Genomic DNA, 19,762 nt, shown 5'->3' with positions numbered 1-19,762 from the left:
CGCACGGGTGACCCGCCTCCTCACCTCACCCAGGCGGGCGTGGTTCCGTACGATAGCCAGCCGTGACACGCACGCACCCCAGCCTCGTCGGCACGCTGCTCGAACGCCGCTACCGCGTGGACAGGCTGCTCGCCCGGGGCGGGATGTCGTCGGTCTACCGGGGGATGGACACCCGGCTGGACCGCGCGGTCGCGATCAAGATCATGGATCCCCGCTTCGCCGACGACCGCTCGTTCGTGGACCGTTTCGTGCGCGAAGCGCGTTCGGCCGCCCAGCTGCACCACCCGAACGTGGTCGCCGTGCACGACCAGGGCTTCGACGTCCCGCCCGGCGAGGACGCGGGGCTCGCATTCCTCGTGATGGAGCTCGTCGACGGCGGGACGCTGCGCGACCTGCTGTCCGAGCAGGGCAAGCTCGACGTCGCCCTCGCGCTGAGCATCGCCGAGCCCGTGCTGTCGGCCCTGGCCGCCGCGCACGCCGCCGGGCTGGTGCACCGCGACGTGAAGCCCGAGAACGTGCTCATCGGCCGCAGCAGCGGCGCCCTGTCGGGCGGTGTGGTGAAGGTCGGCGACTTCGGCCTCGTGCGCGCGGTCGCCAGCGCGGGCACGACGAGCTCGAGCGTCATCCTCGGCACGGTCGCCTACCTCTCGCCCGAGCAGGTCACCACGGGCGTCACAGGGGCCCGCGGCGACGTGTACTCGGCCGGGATCCTGCTGTACGAGATGCTCACCGGCCAGACGCCCTACTCCGGCGACACGGCCCTGTCGGTCGCCTACCGGCACGTGAACGACGACGTGCCGCGCCCCAGCGAGCTGCGGCCGGACCTGCCGCCTGCGCTCGACGACCTCATCCTGCGCGCCACCCGCCGCGACCCCGAGCTGCGCCCGGCCGACGCCGGCGTGTTCCTGGCCGAGCTGCAGGCCGTGCGCGCGGAGCTGGGCCTGCCGGTCGTGCCGGTGCCCGTGCCCCCGCCGCCGGACGGCGACCGCATGTCCGACACCGAGCGGACCATGCCGCGCATCCCGGTGACCGAGCAGACGATGCCCGGCTCCGGTCCGCAGGGCACGCGAGCGCTGACCCGGGCCGTCCCGGTCGGGCCGCCGCCGTCGCCGCCCGCGGGCCAGCCGATGCCGACGCAGCAGGTTTCCGCGGTCCCGCCCACCCCGCCTCCGCCGCGGCGCCCGCGTCCGCCGGCCGACGAGCCGAAGCCGCGGGACCGGCGGAAGATGTTCGCCCTGATCGCGGTGGGCGTGCTGGTGCTGGGTGGGCTGATCGGTGCGTTCGCGTTCATCCTCAGCGAGTCGGCGCCCACCACGGCGGCCGTGCCGAAGCTCGTGGGCCTGACGCAGGCCGAGGCCGGTGACAAGCTGCGCGCGGCGAACCTGACGCCGCAGTACAGCCAGGAGTTCAGCAACACCGTGCCGGCCAACACCGTGGTCAAGGTGACACCGGCCGAGGGCACGCAGCTGGAGAAGGACGCGAACGTCTCCGTCGTGGTGTCCAAGGGCAAGCCGGTGGTGCCGAACATCCAGGTCGGCACTTCGCTGGCCGAGGCGACGAAGGCCATCCAGGCCCAGCAGCTCAACGTCACACAGGGCACGCCGGCGTTCAGCGACACCGCGCCCCAGGGCACCGTCGTGAGCGTGAGCCCCGCGGCCGGCACACCGGTGGACATCGGCGGCCAGGTCACCGTGGTCCTGTCGAAGGGCCCGGAACCGCTCCCGCCGGTGCCCGACGTCACGGGCCGGCCGAAGGACGAGGCGTTCCAGCTGCTGCAGCAGGCCGGCTTCCAGCCGGTGGACGGCGGCGAGGAGTTCTCGCAGACGATCCCGGCGGGCGGCGTCACCCGCACCGACCCGCCGGCGAACTCGCCGGGCAGCAAGCAGGTGAAGGTCTTCGTCTCCAATGCCGTGCAGGTGCCCGACGTGCGGTTCAAGCAGTTCGACGAGGCCGAGCAGATCCTCAAGCAGGCCGGGCTCGACGTCGACAAGCAGGGCGGCGGCGGTGGCCGCGGCCACGGTGGCGGCGGCGGCTTCAACTTCGTCTTCCAGCAGGACCCGCAGCCGGGTTCGCTGGTGCCGAAGGGCACGAAGGTGAAGATCCGGGGCTTCGGCGGATGATCGGCAACCGAGGCCGCGTCACGGGCGCCGTCGGCCCGGGCCTGATCGGTGAGGTGCTGCTCAGCGTCCGCGGCGGCACCGAGGCCTTCTACGCCTACGCGGCCGACCCCGAAGTGTCCTTTCCGACCGGTACGCAGGTCCTTGTGGTGGATTTCGAACCCCCGCGCACGGTTTACGTCGAACGGTGGCAACCGCTGAAGCCTTAGCGGCGTCGAAGAGCTACCAACAACCGAAAATCGGGCTGCGAGGGGTTATGGAAATCTGGCTCATCGTCGTGATCGCGGTCGTGGCCGTGATCGTGCTGTTCGGGCTCCTGCGGATCCTGTACAAGGTCGCGGAGCCGAACGAGGCGCTCATCATCTCCGGGTGGGGGATCCGGGTGGAGCGCACCGAGACCGCCGACAGCCTCGGATTCAAGATCGTGACCGGCCGGGGCGTCAACGTGATCCCCGGTTTCCAGACCGCGCGGCGGCTTTCGCTGGACACGCGCGGCGTCAACCTGCAGGTGTCCTGCGTGACCAAGCAGGGCCTGCCCGTGACCGTGCGCGCGGTGGTGATCTACAAGGTGGGCGACGACTACGCCTCCATCGCCAACGCCGCCCGCCGCTTCCTCGACCAGCAGAAGGGCATGAACGACACCATCCACGAGCTGTTCTCGGGCCACCTGCGCTCGATCGTGGGCGGGCTGACCATCGAGGAGATGATCCACAACCGCGACGCGCTGACCGGCGAGATCCGCCAGTCTTCGGCGACGGAGATGATCAAGCTGGGCCTGATCGTCGACTCGCTGCAGATCCAGGAGATCGACGACGAGTCGGGCTACATCCTCAACCTCGGCAAGCCGCACGCCGCGGCCATCGCCGCGTCGGCCCGCATCGCCGAAGCGCAGCGTGACCAGGAGGCCACGCAGGCGGAGCAGGCGGCCGCCGCGCAGAAGGCGGGCGCGATGCGGGAGAGCCAGATCAAGCAGGCCGGGTACCAGGCCGAGGTCGACCAGGCCAAGGCGAAGGCCAGCCAGTCGGGTCCGCTGGCCGAAGCGACGGCGCGGCAGGAGGTCGTGGTCCAGGAGACGCGGGCGGCCGAGCTGGAGGCCGCGCTGGCCGAGCAGCGCCTGCAGTCGCAGGTCCGCAAGCCGGCCGACGCGAAGGCGTACGAGACCCGCACGACGGCCGATGCCGACCGCGACGCACAGATCGCCCGCGCGCAGGCCGAGGCCAAGGAGACCGAGCTGCGGGCCGCGGCCGACGCGACGCGTGTGAAGACGGCCGCCGAGGCGGAGGCGCAGGCCACGAAGGCCCGGGCCGAGGCGTCGGCGGGGGCCACGCGCGCCACCGGTGAGGCCGAAGCGGCGGCCGCGCAGGCTCGCGGTCTGGCGGAGGCAGAGGCTGCGAAGGCGCGGGGTCTGGCGGAAGCCGAGTCGGCCCGGGCCCGTGGTCTGGCCGAGGCCGAGTCGATCAAGGCGCGAGCGGCGGCACTGGCGGAGAACCAGGAAGCTGTGGTAGCACAACAGCTGGCCGAACGTTGGCCGGAAATCGTCGAGGCCGGCGCGCAGGCGTTCGGTAACGTCGACCACATGGTGGTCCTGAACGGCGCGGACGGGATGTCGGACATGTTCACCAAGGCGTTGTCGCTCGGCGGAACGGGCCTCGGCCTGGCCCGCCAGCTGATGGACGCCATGGGCAGCCCCTCGAAGCCGTCGGGTGGCAAGAGTTCGGAGCAGGCCCTCGGTTCGGAGCAGGCGCTGTCGAACGGCGACCTGTCCCCGCGCGAGTAGCCCATGAGCTTCTTCACGGACGGTCCTCGTGAACGCCCCCTGTTCCCCGTGCGGGAACGGGAGCTGTTCGGCTACGAAGGCCGTCCGTGGATGGGCCCGCCGAACGACCACATCGTCCCGGCGCTCCTGCCGTGGGCGCGGCCGCTCGGCCGTTCCGAACGCACGATCGTCGCCCTGCGCGGCATCGAGGTCTGGCCGTCGGCGCTGACGCTGCGGCTGGCCGTGTACTCGCGCGACAGCCTGGAGGAGGGCCGCAGCGGCTCCCTCATCGACCACCGGCGGGTCCCGGACTACAACGCGCTGCTCGTCGGTGTGCTGTACCCCGACGGGAGCCGGGCCAGCTCGGAGTCCATTTCGGTGCCGTCGGCCTCGGAGCCCACTTCGCCCGTGCTGCGCGCTGTCGGTGGCGGCGGGACGCAGTTCCACCTGGACCACCAGATCTTCGTGTGGCCGCTGCCGGGGGACGGGCCGTTCACACTCGTGGTCCAGTGGCTGGACCGGGACATCAAGGAGACGCACACGGAACTCGACGGCGCGGCGATCCGGGCGGCGGCGGAGGAAGCCGGGGAGTTGTGGCCGGGGCTGCCGAAGCAGCCGGGCAACGGGATGGCGCTGCGGAACGCCGTGGCGGTGACCGATTCCGGTGTTTCCGCCGGGCCTTCGGCTGCCAGGACCGACAGCGCGCTTGCCCAGCGCACCGACCCTGGTTCCGAGGCCGGCCACGAGACGGAGGACAGCGGCGCCGCTGAGCCGGTGACCGCACCCGGTGAGCTTCGGCCGGAACGGTCCCCCTCCGTGCTGCTCCCGCGCTTGGCCGACGGGGGCTCGCTGCTCCCCCGCCGCAACGTCGCACTCGGCCCCGAGCGGCCGGTGCCGCGCCCACCCGGCACTGCCACGCCCCTTCCCCGGCGCACCCCTACCAGCCGGTCCGGCAACGCGCCCCTCCCAGAACCGCCGGCCGGTCTCGCGGACCTGCTGGCCGGGCCCGTGCCACCGGAGCCGCCGGCCGAGCCCGCAGGGTCACCCCCGGACACCACCGACAGCCCGACCGTCGCGCTGCCTGTGCCCGGAGCAGCCGAACCGGCACCGCGGCCCGAGCGCACGGGCGACACGGGCGACAGCCCCACGGTTGCGCTGCCTGCACCCGCAGCCGCGGGTCCGAAGCCGCAGGCCGCAGAACCGCCGCGCCCACCGGCGCCGCTCCCCCAGCCCTCGCGGCGGTTGCCGCAGCCGTCGAGGTCGGCGAAGGACGCGCCGCAGAAGCCGGGGCGGGGTGGCCGGGCGTGGCGGTGGCGTGACCCGGGTGAGTGAAACCGCGGGTCGTTAGCGCCCGCGAAACACGGCGACCACCCTCCCGTCATGTCAAGGTGGTGTCGTGGGGCGCATTCCACCCCTGCCTGCCGCAGAAGGACGGTCGCGATGGTTCGCACCCCGCTCAGCCCGCTCGACGTCGCGTTCCTTTGCCTGGAAAGCGAAACCGCGCCGATGCACATGGGTGCGGTACTGGTGTTCACCTCTCGCGGGCGAGCCGATGGCGCGGAGCTCGCGGCGCTGCTGGCCGAGCGCGCGGAGAAAATGCCGCAGCTGCGCCGAAAAATGCGGACCGAGCTGTTTCCGCCCGGTTCCGCGACGTGGTCGGACGACCCGGATTTCGTTGCGGCGCACCACATCCACCACCACCAGCTGAGCACGCTGTACGACCCCGACCCGCTCGCGGACTTCGCCGCGCGGTGGATCGCCGAGCCGCTCGACACGGGCCGCCCGTTGTGGGATCTGACCGTGGTGACCGGGCTGCCCCAGGGTGGTTTCGCGGTGCTGCTCAAACTGCACCACGCGCTCACTGACGGCGAAGGCGCGTACGCGGTGACCGTCGGCCTGCTCGACGGCCTGGCCGTCGCGGACCGCACCCTCGCCCGCGCGTCCGGGCCGGCGCCGATCCCGCGGCCGCGTTCGGCACTGAACAGCGTCAGAAACACCGTGAAGGACAGCCTCGCCCACGCCGGGGAGACGGCCGGGATCGCGACGTCGCTCGTCCGCGCGGCGCGGCCGCCGCTGTCGCCGGTGTCGGCGCCCGCGTCGGCCGAACGCCGGCTCGGGTTCGTGCGGCTGCCCACCGCCGACCTCCGCCGCATCCGCCGCGCGCACGGCGGCACGAGCAACGACGTCGTGCTCGCCGTGCTGGCCGGCGCGCTGCGCGAGTGGCTGGTCAACCGCGGCAAACGCGCCGACGGCCGCACCCTGCGAGCGCTGATTCCCGTGAGCGTGCGCGGCCGCGCGAACGCCCAGGTCGGCGGCAACAAGCTGTCCGGCTACCTGTGCGACCTGCCGATCGGCGAGGACGACCCCGTGGAGCGCCTGCACGTGGTGCGCCGCGCGATGACGCGCAACAAGGCCGCCGGCCCGGCCCGCGGCGCCGGCGCGTTCCCGCTGCTGGCCGACCGCGTGCCCCCGGTGCTGCACCGCCTCGGCACGAAAACGGCCGGGCTGGCCGCGCCGCTGCTGTTCGACCTGGTCGTGACCACCGTGCCGCTGCCGGCCGCCCGCCTCACCCTCGCGGGCGCGCCGCTGGCGCAAGTGTACCCGTTCGTGCCGCTGGCCCCGCGCCACGCCGTGGGCATCGCCGTCGCGACCTACCGCGACGGCGTCCACATCGGACTCCAGGCGAACGCCGAGGCCGTCCCCGACCTCGGCGGCCTGCGCGACTCGGTCCTCAAGTCGACCGCGGCGCTGCTGAACACCGTTTAGGCGTCAGCCCCGCAGCATCTCCGCCACGAGGAACGCCAGCTCGAGCGACTGCTGGGTGTTCAGGCGCGGGTCGCAGGCGGTTTCGTAGCGGCCGGAGAGGTCGACGTCGGAGATCTCCTGGGCGCCGCCGAGGCATTCGGTGACGTCTTCGCCCGTGAGCTCCACGTGGATGCCGCCCGGGTAGGTGCCGAGCTTGTGGTGCACCTCGAAGAAGCCCTGCACCTCGTCGACGATGCGGTCGAAGTGGCGGGTCTTGTAGCCGGTGGACGACTCGTGCGTGTTGCCGTGCATCGGGTCGCACTGCCAGATGACCTTGTGGCCCGAGGCCTCGACCTTCTCGACGATCGCGGGCAGCACCTCGCGGACCTTGCCGTTGCCCATGCGCGAGATGAGCGTGAGCCGGCCCTCTTCGTGGCGCGGGTCGAGGCGCTCGACGTACTCCAGCGCCTGCTCGGGCGTGGTCGTCGGGCCGATCTTGAGGCCGATCGGGTTGGACAGCAGCTCCGCGAACGCGATGTGCGCGCCGTCGAGCTGGCGGGTGCGCTCGCCGATCCACAGGAAGTGCGAGGACAGGTTGTACAGCTTGGGGTTGGCCGCGTCGGCGTTGTCCAGGCGCAGCAGGGCGCGCTCGTAGTCGAGCAGCAGGGCCTCGTGGCTGGCGAAGATCTCGGTGGACTGCAGCGACGTGTCGGTGACGCCGCAGGCGTTCATGAACCGCAGGCCGCGATCGATCTCGTTGGCGAGCGCCTCGAAGCGCTGCGCGGCCGGGGAGGCCGACACGAAGTCCTTGTTCCAGTCGTGCACCTGGTGCAGGTCGGCCATGCCGGCGCCGGTGAGGGCACGGACCAGGTTCATGGCGGCACCCGCGTTGGCGTAGGCGCGGATCATGCGGCCGGGGTCGGGCACGCGCAGCTCGGGCTTGGGCACCAGCGAGTTGATGATGTCGCCGCGGTACACGGGCAGGCCCAGCGCGTCGGTGGCCGCCGAGCGGGGCTTGGCGTACTGGCCGGCGATGCGGCCCATCTTCACCACGGGCAGGCTGGCGCCGTAGGTGAGGACCACGGCCATCTGCAGCAGCGTGCGCAGGTTGGCACGGATGTGGGGCTCGGTGTTGGACTCGAACGTCTCTGCACAGTCGCCGCCCTGCAGCAGGAAGGCCTCGCCGCGCGCCACCATCGCGAGCCGGCTCTGCAGCCGGTCGATCTCGGCGGGCACGGTGATCGGCGGCACGCTCTCCAGCACGCCGCGGACCCGCTTGGCCAGCTCGACGTCCGGCCACTCGGGCTGCTGGGCGGCGGGCAGCGCCAGCGCCGCGTCGAGGCGTTCGCGCAGCTGAGGCGGAAGCGGCGGGAGCTCGGGAAGCGTGTCGACGGGAACGTCCACTGTCCAGTTCACGGCTCCCAGGATAGGGTTCGCCGCCCGCGCGGCTCCCGGAGGGCGGTGCGGGTCACACGTCCGGGTCGTCCTGGTGATCGTCCTGGCTCGTCCGCATCGAGCGCCGGGAGGACCACGGACCGGAGGTGGAGGCTCACGGCTGCGGCGACGATCCGGCAGCGGGCCCGGCACGACGAACCGGCTCCGGCGCGTCCGCACGCCGGAGCCCGGTGGACCGCGAAACGTCAGGTGCGCAGCGTCAGCTTTTCGATCGAGCCGGACGGCTTGCCCGCGCTCGGCGACGTGCCGTGGTTGGCGATGTACACGTCGTCGCCGTCGTTGGCGAGGCCTGCGGGGTGAAAAACAGGCCCCCAGCGCGCCATTGCGCTGGAGGCCTGCGTACAGGGGACGGATCAGACCACTGCGAGGGGCAACGCCGTCGGGTGCACCGGAGCCGGCAGGTCCGAGTCGCCCATGAGGAACGCGTCCACGGCGTTGGCCACGGACCGGCCCTCGGCGATGGCCCACACCACCAGCGACGCGCCGCGGTGGGCGTCGCCGCAGACGAACACGCCCGGCGTCTCGGTCTGCCAGTCGGCGCCGCACGACAAAGTGCCGCGCCGCGTCAGGGAAAGGCCGAGCCCGTCGAGCAGCGGCATGTGCTCCACGCCTTCGAAGCCGATCGCCAGCAGCACCAGGTCGGCGGGCAGCACCTCGACCTCGTCGCTCGTCGGCACGACCTCGCGCCGGCCCGTCTCCGGGTCCTTCACCACGCGGACCTGCTGCAACTCGAGGGCCTTGACGTTGCCTGCACCGTCGTCGACGAACCGCTTCACGGCCACGGCGAACTTGCGCTCGCCGGCCTCCTCGTGCGCCGGGTAGGTGCGCAGGATGTAGGGCCACGTGGGCCACGGTGAGCGGCCGTCGTCGCGGCTCGTCGGCGGCACGGGGTACTGGTCCAGCTGCGTCACCGACAGCGCGCCCTGGCGGGTGGCGGTGCCGTAGGAGTCGGCGCCGGTGTCGCCGCCGCCGATCACGACCACGTGCTTGCCGGCCGCGTCGATCGGCGACGGGCCGTCGCCCTCCACGAACCGGTTGGCGGGCACGAGGTGCTCCATGGCCAGGTGGATGCCGCGCAGCTCGCGGCCCGGCGTGGTCCGGTCGTCGCGACCGCGCAGCGCGCCGACGGCGAGCACCACAGCGTCGTACTGCTCGCGCAGGTCCTCCACCGTGAGGTCCACGCCGACCTCGCAGCCGGTGACGAACCGCGTGCCTTCCTTGCGCAGCTGCGCAAGGCGCCGGTCGAGGACCTTCTTCTCCATCTTGAACTCGGGGATGCCGTAGCGCAGCAGGCCGCCGAGGCGGTCGTCGCGCTCGAACACCGTGACCTCGTGGCCCGCGCGCGTGAGCTGCTGGGCGGCGGCGAGCCCGGCCGGCCCGGACCCGACCACGGCGACGCGGCGGCCCGAGGACACCTCGGACACCTGCGGCTGCACGTACCCGGCTTCCCACGACTGGTCGGCGATCGTCGCCTCCACCCGCTTGATGGCCACCGGCCCGCCCGAGAGCGGCGAGATCGACAGCACGCAGCCGGCCTCGCACGGCGCCGGGCACAGCTTCCCGGTGAACTCGGGGAAGTTGTTGGTGGCGTGCAGGCGGTCGCTCGCCGCGGCCCAGTCGCCGCGGCGGACGAGGTCATTCCACTCGGGGATCAGGTTGCCGAGCGGGCAGCCCGAGGCGCCGGAGTGGCAGAACGGGATGCCGCAGTCCATGCAGCGCGAGGCCTGCGTGCGCACGGTTTCGTTGCGCTCGCCCGGCTCCACGTCCGCGTAGACCTCACCCCAGGAGGCGAGACGGTCCTCTTTGGACTTCTTCTTCGGCTCTTCACGCCGATACTTGAGAAAACCGGTCGGGTCAGCCACGAGCGGCCTCCATGATCGCTTCGTCGACGTCGCGGCCGGCGGCACGAGCCGCCGTCGCCGCGTCGAGGACCCGCTGGTAGTCGCGCGGCATCACCTTGGTGAAGGCCACCGAACGCCGCGTCCAGTCGCCGAGGAGCGACGCGGCCACCGCCGAGCGGGTCAGGTCGTGGTGCTGCTGGACGATCTGCTTGAGCCACACCAGGTCCTCGGAACCCGGCACGGACAGATCCACCATGTCACCGTTGACCTTGGCGCGATCGAGGTCGAGCACGTACGCGGTGCCGCCGGACATGCCGGCCGCGAGGTTGCGGCCCGTCGGGCCGAGCACCACGGCGCGGCCGCCGGTCATGTACTCGAAGGCGTGGTCGCCGACGCCCTCGGCGACGACCGTGGCACCGGAGTTGCGCACGCAGAAACGTTCGCCCACCTGGCCCCGCAGGAACATCTCGCCGGCCGTGGCGCCGTACGCGAGCGTGTTGCCCGCGATCGTCTGGCGCTCGGCGGAGAACACGGCTTCGGGGTCGGGCCGCACGATGATGCGGCCACCGGAGAGGCCCTTGCCGACGTAGTCGTTGGCGTCGCCGACCATGTCGAGCGTGATGCCGCGCGGGAGGAACGCGCCCAGCGACTGCCCGGCCGAACCGGTGAGCAGCACGTGGATCGTGTCCTCGGGCAGGCCCTCACCGCCGTAGCGGCGGGTGATCTCCGAGCCCAGCAACGTGCCGACGGTGCGGTTCACGTTGCGCACCGGCAGCTCCAGGCGCACCGGGTGCGCGTCCTCCAGCGCCGCCTCGGCGAGCTGGATGAGCGTGCGGTCCAGGGCGTGCTCCAGGCCGTGGTCCTGCGCCCGCACGCGCCGCTTCGCCCCGCCGTACGGGGTCTCGGCCGGCACCTCGAAGATCGGCTTGAGGTCGAGCCCGGCCGACTTCCAGTGCGCCTCGGCCTCGGCGGTGTCGAGCACCTCGGCGTGCCCGATGGCCTCGTCGAGCGTGCGGAAACCCAGCTGCGCCAGCGTTTCCCGCACCTCCTCGGCCACGAACTCGAAGAACTTCACGACGTGCTCGACCTGGCCGGTGTACCGCTTGCGCAGCTCGGGGCTCTGCGTCGCGACGCCGACCGGGCAGGTGTCGAGGTGGCACACGCGCATCATCACGCAGCCCGCGACGACGAGGGGGGCCGTCGCGAAGCCGTACTCCTCGGCGCCGAGCAGCGCCGCGATCACCACGTCGCGCCCGGTCTTCATGGCGCCGTCGACCTGCACGGTGATGCGGTCGCGCAACCCGTTGAGCAGCAACGTCTGCTGGGTCTCGGCGAGGCCGATCTCCCACGGCGTGCCGGCGTGCTTGAGCGAGTTCATCGGCGAGGCGCCGGTGCCGCCGTCGTGCCCGGAGATGAGCACCACGTCGGCGTGGGCCTTCGACACACCGGCCGCGACCGTGCCGACCCCGAGCGAGGAGACCAGCTTCACGTGGACGCGGGCCTGCTCGTTGGCGTTCTTGAGGTCGTGGATCAGCTGCGCCAGGTCCTCGATGGAGTAGATGTCGTGGTGCGGCGGCGGCGAGATCAGCCCGACGCCCGGCGTCGAGTGCCGCGTGCGCGCGATCCACGGGTACACCTTGTTCGGCGGCAGCTGGCCGCCTTCGCCGGGCTTCGCGCCCTGCGCCATCTTGATCTGGATGTCGGTGGCGTTGACCAGGTACTCGCTCGTCACGCCGAAGCGGCCCGAAGCGACCTGCTTGATCGCGCTGCGGCGCTCGGAGTCGTACAGGCGCTCCGGGTCTTCGCCGCCCTCACCGGTGTTGGAGCGGCCGCCGATGCGGTTCATCGCGATGGCGAGCGTCTCGTGGGCCTCGGCCGAGATCGAGCCGTAGGACATGGCGCCGGTGTTGAAGCGCTTGAGGATCGCCGACGCGGGCTCCACCTCGTCGAGCGGCACGGGCTCGCGCACGCTGTCGCGGAACTTGAACAGCCCGCGCAGCGCGCCGCCCTCGCGGTAGAGGCGGTGCACCTCTTCGGTGTAGGAGCGGTACACCTCTTCGCGGCCGGTCTTCGACGCGTGCTGCAGCAGGAACACCGTCTCCGGCGTGAACAGGTGCAGCTCGCCCTCGCGGCGGTAGGCGTACTCGCCGCCGGTGTCGAGTCCACGGTGGACACGGTCGGTCGGGTTGTCCGGGTAGGCGCGGCGGTGGCGCACCGCGACCTCCTCGGCCAGCACGTCGAGCCCCACGCCGCCGAGCTTCGAGGACGTGCCCGTGAAGTACTCGTCGAGCAGGTCCTGGCTCAGGCCGAGCGACTCGAACACCTGCGCCGCCGTGTATGCGCCGACGGTGGAGATGCCCATCTTCGACATGATCTTCAGGACGCCCTTCACGAGCGCCTGCACGTAGTTGCGGATCGCCTTGCCCGCCTCGATGCCCGTGACCGCGCCCTGGGCGATCATGTCCTCGATCGTCTCGAACGCGAGGTACGGGTTCACCGCGGCGGCGCCGTAGCCCAGCAGCACGGCGATGTGGTGCACCTCGCGCGCGTCGCCCGTCTCCACGACGAGCGCGACGCGCAGACGTTCCTTGGTGCGCACCAGGTGGTGGTGCACCGCGGAGACCAGCAGCAGCGACGGGATCGGCGCCATGCGGTGGTCGGAGTCGCGGTCGGACAGCACGAGCGTGCGCGCCCCGGCGGCGATCGCTTCCGACGCTTCCCGGCGTACTCGCTCGATCGCGGCGGCCAGCGCCTCGGCGCCGCCGTCCACTTCGTACAGTCCGGAAAGGACACTGCACGCGAAGCCCGGCAGGTCGCCGTCGTCGTTGACGTGGATGAGCTTGGCGAGCTCGTCGTTGTCGATCACCGGGTAAGGCAGGTTCAGGTGCCGGCACGACGCGGGGCCGGGCGCGAGCAAGTTGCGCTCCGGACCCATGATGCGTGACATCGAAGTGACCAGCTCTTCACGGATCGCGTCGAGCGGCGGGTTGGTGACCTGCGCGAAGTTCTGCTTGAAGTACTCGTACAGCAGCCGCGAACGCTTCGACAGCACGGCGACCGGGGTGTCCGTGCCCATCGAACCGAGCGGCTCGGCGCCCTTGGCGGCCATCGGCGCGAGCAGGATCTTGAGCTCTTCCTCGGTGTAGCCGAAGGCGAGCTGCCGGCGCAGCACGGAGTCGTGGCTCTGCACCACGTGGTCGCGGTCCGGCAGCTCGGCGAGCTTCAGCAGCCCGGCGTGCAGCCAGCCCTCGTACGGCTGTTCCGCGGCCAGCGCCGACTTCACCTCGTCGTCGGAGACGATGCGGCCGGCCTCGGTGTCCACGAGGAACATCCGGCCCGGCTTGAGGCGGCCCTTCGCCACGACGTCTCCGGGGGCCACGTCGAGCACGCCGGCCTCGCTGGCGAGGACCACGCGGCCGTCGACCGTCTGCCACCAGCGCGCCGGGCGCAGGCCGTTGCGGTCCAGGACCGCGCCGACGAGCGTGCCGTCGGTGAACGTGACGCAGGCCGGGCCGTCCCACGGCTCGATGAGGCTCGCGTGGAACTGGTAGAACGCGCGCCGCGCCGGGTCCATCGTCGCGTGGTTCTCCCACGCTTCGGGGATCATCATCAGCACCGCGTGCGGCAGCGACCGGCCGCCGAGGTGCAGCAGCTCCAGCACCTCGTCGAACGACGCCGAGTCCGACGCGTCGGGCGAGCAGATCGGGAACAGCCGCGTGAGGTCGCCCGGGATCAGGTCGGACTCCAGCAGCGCCTCGCGGGCGCGCATGCGGTTGCGGTTGCCGCGCACTGTGTTGATCTCGCCGTTGTGCGCCACGAACCGGAACGGGTGCGCGAGCGGCCACGACGGGAACGTGTTGGTGGAGAACCGCGAGTGCACCAGGGCGATCGCGCTCTCGAGCCGCTCGTCGGTGAGGTCGCTGAAAAACGCGGGCAGCTGCGCGGTGGTGAGCATGCCTTTGTAGACGATCGTGCGCGCCGACAGCGACGGGAAGTACGTGCCGCAGCCCGAGGCCGCGCTCTCGTGCTCCACGCGCTTGCGCAGGCAGAAGACCAGCCGTTCGAGCTCCAGCCCGGCTTCCCCGCCCGGCGACGAGACGAACAGCATGGCGAAGTGGGGCATCACCGAACGCGCGGTGGGACCGATTCCGGCCCGGTCCGCGTCGACGGGGACCTCACGCCAGCCGAGGACCTCCAGGCCCTCTTCGGCGGCGATGCGTTCGGCCAGCTCGACGGCCTTGCGGCGCTGCTCGGCCTCGCCGGGCAGGAACGCGATGCCGGCGGCGTAGGCGCCGGCCTGAGGCAGGGCGAAGCCGGCTTCTGCGCGCAGCAGCTCGTCGGGCAGCTGCAGCAGGATGCCCGCGCCGTCACCACTCGTGGGTTCGGCGCCCGCGGCGCCGCGGTGTTCGAGGTTCGCCAGCGCGGTCAGCCCGTCGGCGACGATGCCGTGGGAGCGGCGCCCCTGGATGTCGGCCACCATGGCCACACCGCAGGAGTCCAGCTCGTTCGCCGGGTCGTAGAGACCCTGCTTGCCGGGAATGGCGGAGAAGATCATGGAAAAGGGACCTCCTTCGTCGTCTTCGTGCGAGGCCGGCGGACCGGCCGTGGGGAGCGCACGGGACGACGATGGCCCGCTTGTTAGCGCGACTTTAACACCTGGGAAACACCGGAGCAGCACCTCAGAGCGCCCCGGACGACGGTGAACGGTAACGATCTGGCTGCGCGGAACGACGTAGTTCCTGACGGCACCCAGGTCGTTCGCTTAGCTAACTATCGGATCTGGGCTGTTCCGTCAAGTGTAACCGGACTTTTACGCATCCGGCCTGACACAGCCGTTTCCGGCCGTTTTCCTGGGATCTGTGCGCGCTGAGTGATCGCCCGTGTGACCGATCCCGCTCGCCGCGCAACCGTGTTAGCGTCCGCCGCATGATCCTCGATCGGTTCCGTGTCACGGACCGCGTCGCGGTGGTCACCGGCGCCGGTCGCGGCATCGGCGCGGCCACCGCCGTGGCGCTCGCCGAGGCGGGTGCCGACGTGGTCATCGCCTCCCGCACCGAGTCCCAGCTGAACGAGGTGGCCGCCCGCGTGGCCGCGGCCGGGCGCCGCGCGCACGTGGTGACGGCCGACCTGTCGGACCCGGCCGCGGCCGGCGCGCTGGCCGCCGAGGCCATGGAGGCGTTCGGGCGGCTTGACATCGTCGTCAACAACGTCGGTGGCACGTACCCGCGGCCGTTCGTCGAGTCGACGACGGACTTCCTCGAGGAAGCGTTCCGGTTCAACGTCGCGACGGCCCACGCGCTGACCGTCGCCGCGACCCCGGCGCTGCTCGAAAGCGGCGGCGCGGTCGTCAACATCTCGTCGATCATGGGCCGCGTGCAGGGCCGCGGTTTTCTCGCCTACGGCACGGCGAAGGCCGCGCTGGCGCACTACACGCGGCTGGCCGCCGTGGACCTCGCGCCGAAGGTGCGCGTGAACGCGATCAGCGTGGGCTCGGTGCTCACGTCGGCGCTGGAACTGGTGGCGGGCAACGAAGAGATCCGCGTGAAGATGGAGAGCGCAACCCCGTTGCAGCGCATCGGTTCCGCCGACGACGTGGCTTCGGCGGTGCTGTACCTGGCTTCGCCGGCCGGCGCGTACGTGACGGGCAAGGTGCTCGAAGTGGACGGTGGGCTCCAGGCGCCGAACCTCGAACTCGGCCTGCCGGACCTCTGACCGTCCTTTGTGGATTCGTGACTGATATGCCCGTTTTGACGGGTTGCTGTTTCCGAACCGGTGGATTTCCCGAAACACCCCACGCTGGGTGATCACTTCCTGCCATAGTGTTCGTCGACCGACGATCACGGGGAGGGAATCGGTGTCGGACTTCGACGTACACACCGACGTCATGCGCGAGTACGCGGACGTCGTCGACGGGCTGCACGCCCAGGTCGGCAAGATCAGGGACTACATGCGCACGACCGCGTGCGACAAGTCGGGCTTCACCGGCTTGTTCGCGTTGCTGCAGCCCGTGGTCGACCTGGTCGGCAACCTCTACGGCAGCACCCTCGACTTCGGCGACAACCGCCTCACCTCGCTGAGCCAGGGCGTCCGCTCCGCCGCCGACTCCTACGACCACCACGACGGCCAGGTCGCGGCGGTCCTCAAGGAGTTCGGCATCGCGATCGACGAGGTCGGCGCGCCCGCCGCGAAGTGACCACCCACCACTGACTCCGACCACCACCGAGGGGGAACGACATGGCCAGGCACAGCCACCCGGGCGGGTCCGGCGGAACGACGCACCACACGCCGACGCACCCTGCCCCGCCCCGGCAAGGGCACGCGAACACACCGCCACCGCCGCACCCGAACACGCCGCCGCAGCACCCGACCGCACCGCCGAACCGGCCGGGTTCGCCGCCGCAGCAGCACACCCCCGGCACGCCGGCGCCTGGAGTGCCGCCGCAGGGGCACCAGCCGGAGGACCCGCGCAACCCGAACCGTCCCGGCCAGGACGAGGGCGACGAGCGCAAGCGGCCGGGGCAGGGCGAGGACGAGGACGGCAAGAACAAGGGCGACGAGGACAAGGACGAGAAAAAGAAGAAGGACGACGAGGACGACTCCGACGAGCCCGAAGACGACGACTCGGACGACGACTCGGACGATGACGACGACTCCGATGACGGTGGTGATTCCCCGTCGTCGTCCGGAGGGGATCCCGGCGCCGCGCCGACGACGTCGCCGAGCGGGTTCGACGAGGGCAGCTCGATCAGCGAACAGCTGCAGCCGCCCGAGGACACGTCCGGCGAGGACATCCAGGACCTCGTCAAAGAGGCCGGCGTCGAGGTCATGGCCGTCGAGTGGATCTTCCAGCAGCTGACGGGCCAGACGCTCACCCAGATGTTCATCGAGCCGATCACCGGTGACTTCTCGAAGATCTCCGCCGACGCCAAGGCGTGGCGCAACATCGCCGAGGCGATGAAGGCGTTCTCGACCGTGATGGTGGGCAATGAGAAGATCCTCGGCGAGAGCTGGTCGGGCCCGGCATCGCTGGCGCACAAGGCGTACGTGGACCTCGGGTGGCGCGCGGGGCTGGCCGCGGAGGCCGGGATCGCGGAGCTGATCGCCAAGGGGTTCGAGCTGCTGTCGGACACGTCGCAGAAGCTGGCGGCCAAGGCGCTCGACCTGTTGAAGAGCCTGATCGACCGGCTGCTGGTGATGGCGGCCGAGGCGTGCGTGCCGATCGCGGGGTGGATCGCCGACGCGATCACCGGGCTGTCGGAGATCCTGCCGCTCATCAACGCGCTGATCTCGATCATCGACATGATCAAGGACATCGTGCAGAAGGTCGGCGACCTGTGGAACTCGGTGAAGGACATCGGGTCGCAGCTGGCGAAGATCAAGGACGTCGGCAGCATCTCCGACGTGGTCGACATCGGCAAGGGCATCGCGGGCGACGTCGGCGACATCAAGGACAACGCCAAGGACATCGCCGGCGACGTGGGCGACATCAAGGACTCCGTGAAGGACGGCGTCGAGGAGTCCCGCGGCAACCACGAGGACAACAAGGACCACTGGGACAGCCGCCGCAAGACCCGCACCCCGGCCCACTCCGGCAGCGGCCGGATCAGCGGCCGCATCGACGACTGAGAGGACCCGCCGTCATGTCACGGCCCACCCCCGCGCAGGACGCGTGGAAGACGCCGGAGATCCGCCAGGCGGAATCGGCGCTCGACAGCACCGTGAGCAAGTCGCGGCAGCTGCTGAAGGACCTCGAGAAGATCCGCCTCAAGCCGTTGCCCAAGACCGACACGCCCGAACGCGTCGAGGCGCTCAAGACCGCCGCCTCGAAGCCCGACGCCCCGGCCGCCCTGCGCCTGGTCAAGCGCAAGGTCGACGCCGGCGAGCTGACGTGGAAGGACGTTGCCTCCGGCAAGGCCTTCGCCGACCCCGAAGTGCGCGCCCTGGCCGATGCCAAGCTCGGCGACGCCAAGGACATGTACGAGGAGATGCAGGAGGGCCTGTCGCCCGAGGAGGTGCTCGAAGCCCGCACGGGCTCGCGCGACTTCCTCGCCGACTCGAACCGCTCCACGTACCCGGCCGCCGCGGAGGAACCGAAGGGCTTCTCGACGGACGATCCGCTGGCGAGCAGCGCCTCACCGGCTCACCCGGCGCCGCCGCCGGGCCGCCACAGCGCTCCCCCGCCCGACGACGACTTCGCGAACCCGCTGGCCGACCGCAAGCCGCCGGCATCGCCCGCACCGCCTTCGCCGCCTTCGCCGGAACCAGACCACGGCCGGCACGCCGCACCCCGGCACGAGGACCCGCGCCTGCGCTTCACCACCCCGGACGACGACGAGTTCACCAGCCCCCTCGCCGACCGCGGCACCCCGAAACGCCAGGACCCGCCCTCCCCGCGCCGCCCCCGCGGCGAAGACCGCTCCGACGGCGACGACGACTACTTCGGCGGCTCCCCGCTCGGCTGACCCCCGGCTGACGGGTGGTGGTGCCGGTGCTCACCGCCACCACCACCCGCGAGCGCCGGGAACCCAAGCGCAGGCGCGAACGGTCTCGGACCATCCACCGCACCGAGCCCGCAACGCCCGATGCCGCCCCAGGCGACCGCGGCGCGCGGCCGGCTACGAGTGCCCAGACCACCAACGCACGAGGTCCCCGGCTCGAACCGCGAGCCGGGGACCTCGTGCGTGAAAAACCGGGTCAGGACTTCTCGGGTTTGTCCGAGTCCGAGCCGGACGAACCGGCGTCGACAGTGATCTCGTCGCGGGCTTCCACCGTCGGGCCGTCGTCAGGCGAGTCGGCCTCGGCCTTCGGCGAAGCAGGGGCCGAGTCCGAGGAAGACGAGTCCGATTCCGGCGATTCCGCCACCGCATCCCGTTCATCGCCCCGGCTTCGCAGGGTCTCGGGCAGCTCGCGAGGACCGCGTTTCTTGGCCACGATCATGTAGACCACCGCGCCGATGAAGACCAGGATCGAGGTCCACACGTTGACGCGCAGGCCCAGGATGTGGTTCGCGTTGTCGGTGCGCATGAACTCGATCCAGCAGCGGCCGAGGGTGTAGCCGGCCACGTACAGGGCGAACGCGCGGCCGTGGCCGAGCTTGAAGCGGCGGTCGGCCCAGACCACGACGAGAGCGACGAGCAGGTTCCAGATCAGCTCGTACAGGAAGGTCGGGTGCACGGGGCTGTCGGGCAGCGGGACGTGGCCGGTGGCGATGCCGGTGAGCTCGTTCGGCAGCCCGGTCGTCGGGTCGATGCGCTGGTAGATCTCCAGGCCCCACGGCAGGTCGGTGTGCGCGCCGTAGAGCTCCTGGTTGAAGTAGTTGCCGATGCGGCCGATGGCCTGCGCCGTGACGATGCCGGGGGCGATCGCGTCGGCCAGCGCCGGGAGGGGGATGCCCTTGCGGCGGCAGGCGATCAGGGCGCCGACGCCACCGAGGGCGATGGCGCCCCAGATGCCGAGGCCGCCGTCCCAGATGGCGAAGGCGTTCCACGGGTTCTTGCCGGCCGTGAAGTACAGCTCGGGGTCGGTGATCACGTGGTAGAGGCGACCGCCGACGAGGCCGAACGGCACCGCGAACACGGCGATGTCGATCACGGTCCCCTTGGTGCCCCCGCGCGCGGCCCACCTGCGCTCGCCCCACCAGATCGCCACGATGATGCCGGCGATGATGCACAGTGCGTAGGCGCGGATCGGGATGAACCCCAGGTGCCACACACCGCGGTCGGGGCTCGGGATCGTGGCCAGGAAGGCTGCCGAGGCGGAATACACGCGGTCACCGTAGCGCGTCAATGCTCCGGTGTGGTGAGGGAGCCGCCGAAGGGTTCGTGAAGGACCGGTCACGGTCCGGTCGC

At 71.4% G+C, this 19,762-nt stretch carries 13 protein-coding genes and 1 pseudogene; 9 read left to right on the top strand and 5 right to left on the bottom strand.

Going from position 1 to position 19,762, the window contains the following annotated elements:
• The first annotated feature begins 62 nt into the window (after positions 1 to 62).
• The 5 genes and pseudogenes from ACFY1H_RS43620 to ACFY1H_RS43600 all read left to right on the top strand — a co-directional run bounded on the left by ACFY1H_RS43620 (position 63) and on the right by ACFY1H_RS43600 (position 6,639).
• Complete coding sequence (locus ACFY1H_RS43620; protein ID WP_386956008.1) at positions 63 to 2,120, top strand: PASTA domain-containing protein; 2,058 nt, start codon at positions 63 to 65, stop codon at positions 2,118 to 2,120.
• Positions 2,117 to 2,326 (top strand): hypothetical protein, encoded by a 210-nt coding sequence (locus tag ACFY1H_RS43615; protein ID WP_220238050.1) that lies wholly within the window; start codon positions 2,117 to 2,119, stop codon positions 2,324 to 2,326. The genes ACFY1H_RS43620 and ACFY1H_RS43615 overlap by 4 nt, the downstream gene beginning before the upstream one ends.
• A 47-nt stretch (positions 2,327 to 2,373) precedes the next feature.
• Positions 2,374 to 3,894, top strand: a complete 1,521-nt coding sequence (locus ACFY1H_RS43610) for an SPFH domain-containing protein (RefSeq protein WP_366583725.1) — start codon at positions 2,374 to 2,376, stop codon at positions 3,892 to 3,894.
• 3 nt (positions 3,895 to 3,897) lie between these two features.
• Positions 3,898 to 4,512: pseudogene (locus ACFY1H_RS43605) on the top strand (hypothetical protein); the annotation flags it as partial.
• A gap of 801 nt (positions 4,513 to 5,313) precedes the next feature.
• Complete coding sequence (locus ACFY1H_RS43600) at positions 5,314 to 6,639, top strand: wax ester/triacylglycerol synthase family O-acyltransferase (RefSeq protein ID WP_386956007.1); 1,326 nt, start codon at positions 5,314 to 5,316, stop codon at positions 6,637 to 6,639.
• A 3-nt stretch (positions 6,640 to 6,642) separates the two neighbouring features.
• Here the strand turns inward: ACFY1H_RS43600 and ACFY1H_RS43595 are convergent, their stop codons facing one another.
• From ACFY1H_RS43595 to gltB, 4 genes are all read right to left on the bottom strand, one after another.
• Entirely contained in the window at positions 6,643 to 8,034 is a 1,392-nt protein-coding gene (locus ACFY1H_RS43595; protein WP_285969235.1) for a class II 3-deoxy-7-phosphoheptulonate synthase, read from the bottom strand.
• A 224-nt stretch (positions 8,035 to 8,258) separates the two neighbouring features.
• Complete coding sequence (locus tag ACFY1H_RS43590; protein ID WP_366583723.1) at positions 8,259 to 8,396, bottom strand: hypothetical protein; 138 nt, start codon at positions 8,394 to 8,396, stop codon at positions 8,259 to 8,261.
• 30 nt (positions 8,397 to 8,426) lie between these two features.
• On the bottom strand, positions 8,427 to 9,935 hold the full coding sequence (locus tag ACFY1H_RS43585; protein ID WP_366583722.1) for a glutamate synthase subunit beta: 1,509 nt from the start codon (positions 9,933 to 9,935) through the stop codon (positions 8,427 to 8,429).
• Positions 9,928 to 14,469, bottom strand: coding sequence for a glutamate synthase large subunit (gene gltB, locus ACFY1H_RS43580; RefSeq protein WP_366583721.1), 4,542 nt, complete (start codon positions 14,467 to 14,469; stop codon positions 9,928 to 9,930). Before gltB ends, ACFY1H_RS43585 begins: the two co-directional genes overlap by 8 nt.
• 371 nt (positions 14,470 to 14,840) lie before the next feature.
• Between gltB and ACFY1H_RS43575 the strand changes: the two genes are divergently transcribed.
• The 4 genes from ACFY1H_RS43575 (at position 14,841) to ACFY1H_RS43560 (ending at position 18,376) form a co-directional block, all read left to right on the top strand.
• Positions 14,841 to 15,626, top strand: coding sequence for an SDR family oxidoreductase (locus tag ACFY1H_RS43575; protein ID WP_366583720.1), 786 nt, complete (start codon positions 14,841 to 14,843; stop codon positions 15,624 to 15,626).
• A gap of 142 nt (positions 15,627 to 15,768) precedes the next feature.
• The gene (locus tag ACFY1H_RS43570) at positions 15,769 to 16,107 is read left to right on the top strand and encodes a hypothetical protein (protein ID WP_366583719.1); all 339 of its coding nucleotides are present in this window, start codon (positions 15,769 to 15,771) and stop codon (positions 16,105 to 16,107) included.
• 41 nt (positions 16,108 to 16,148) lie between these two features.
• Complete coding sequence (locus ACFY1H_RS43565) at positions 16,149 to 17,540, top strand: hypothetical protein (protein WP_386956005.1); 1,392 nt, start codon at positions 16,149 to 16,151, stop codon at positions 17,538 to 17,540.
• 14 nt (positions 17,541 to 17,554) lie between these two features.
• Complete coding sequence (locus tag ACFY1H_RS43560) at positions 17,555 to 18,376, top strand: hypothetical protein (protein WP_386956004.1); 822 nt, start codon at positions 17,555 to 17,557, stop codon at positions 18,374 to 18,376.
• A gap of 232 nt (positions 18,377 to 18,608) precedes the next feature.
• On the opposite strand, the gene lgt is transcribed toward ACFY1H_RS43560, so the two are convergent.
• The gene (lgt, locus tag ACFY1H_RS43555; RefSeq protein WP_386956083.1) at positions 18,609 to 19,625 is read right to left on the bottom strand and encodes a prolipoprotein diacylglyceryl transferase; all 1,017 of its coding nucleotides are present in this window, start codon (positions 19,623 to 19,625) and stop codon (positions 18,609 to 18,611) included.
• Between the last annotated feature and the right edge of the window lie 137 nt (positions 19,626 to 19,762).

Origin of the sequence: Amycolatopsis sp. NPDC001319 (genome assembly GCF_042896185.1) — a bacterium.
In the GTDB taxonomy this organism is placed as follows: domain Bacteria; phylum Actinomycetota; class Actinomycetes; order Mycobacteriales; family Pseudonocardiaceae; genus Amycolatopsis.
This window is presented reverse-complemented; position numbering and strand designations above follow the sequence as displayed.

What these genes read in the sequence shown, in the direction of transcription:
- ACFY1H_RS43615 (WP_220238050.1), top strand. Translation starts at nt 2,117, where the DNA reads ATGATCGGCAACCGAGGCCGCGTCACGGGCGCCGTCGGCCCGGGCCTG.
- ACFY1H_RS43610 (WP_366583725.1), top strand. Translation starts at nt 2,374, where the DNA reads ATGGAAATCTGGCTCATCGTCGTGATCGCGGTCGTGGCCGTGATCGTG.
- ACFY1H_RS43600 (WP_386956007.1), top strand. Translation starts at nt 5,314, where the DNA reads ATGGTTCGCACCCCGCTCAGCCCGCTCGACGTCGCGTTCCTTTGCCTG.
- ACFY1H_RS43590 (WP_366583723.1), bottom strand. Translation starts at nt 8,396, where the DNA reads ATGGCGCGCTGGGGGCCTGTTTTTCACCCCGCAGGCCTCGCCAACGAC.
- gltB (WP_366583721.1), bottom strand. Translation starts at nt 14,469, where the DNA reads ATGATCTTCTCCGCCATTCCCGGCAAGCAGGGTCTCTACGACCCGGCG.
- ACFY1H_RS43575 (WP_366583720.1), top strand. Translation starts at nt 14,841, where the DNA reads ATGATCCTCGATCGGTTCCGTGTCACGGACCGCGTCGCGGTGGTCACC.
- ACFY1H_RS43565 (WP_386956005.1), top strand. Translation starts at nt 16,149, where the DNA reads ATGGCCAGGCACAGCCACCCGGGCGGGTCCGGCGGAACGACGCACCAC.
- ACFY1H_RS43560 (WP_386956004.1), top strand. Translation starts at nt 17,555, where the DNA reads ATGTCACGGCCCACCCCCGCGCAGGACGCGTGGAAGACGCCGGAGATC.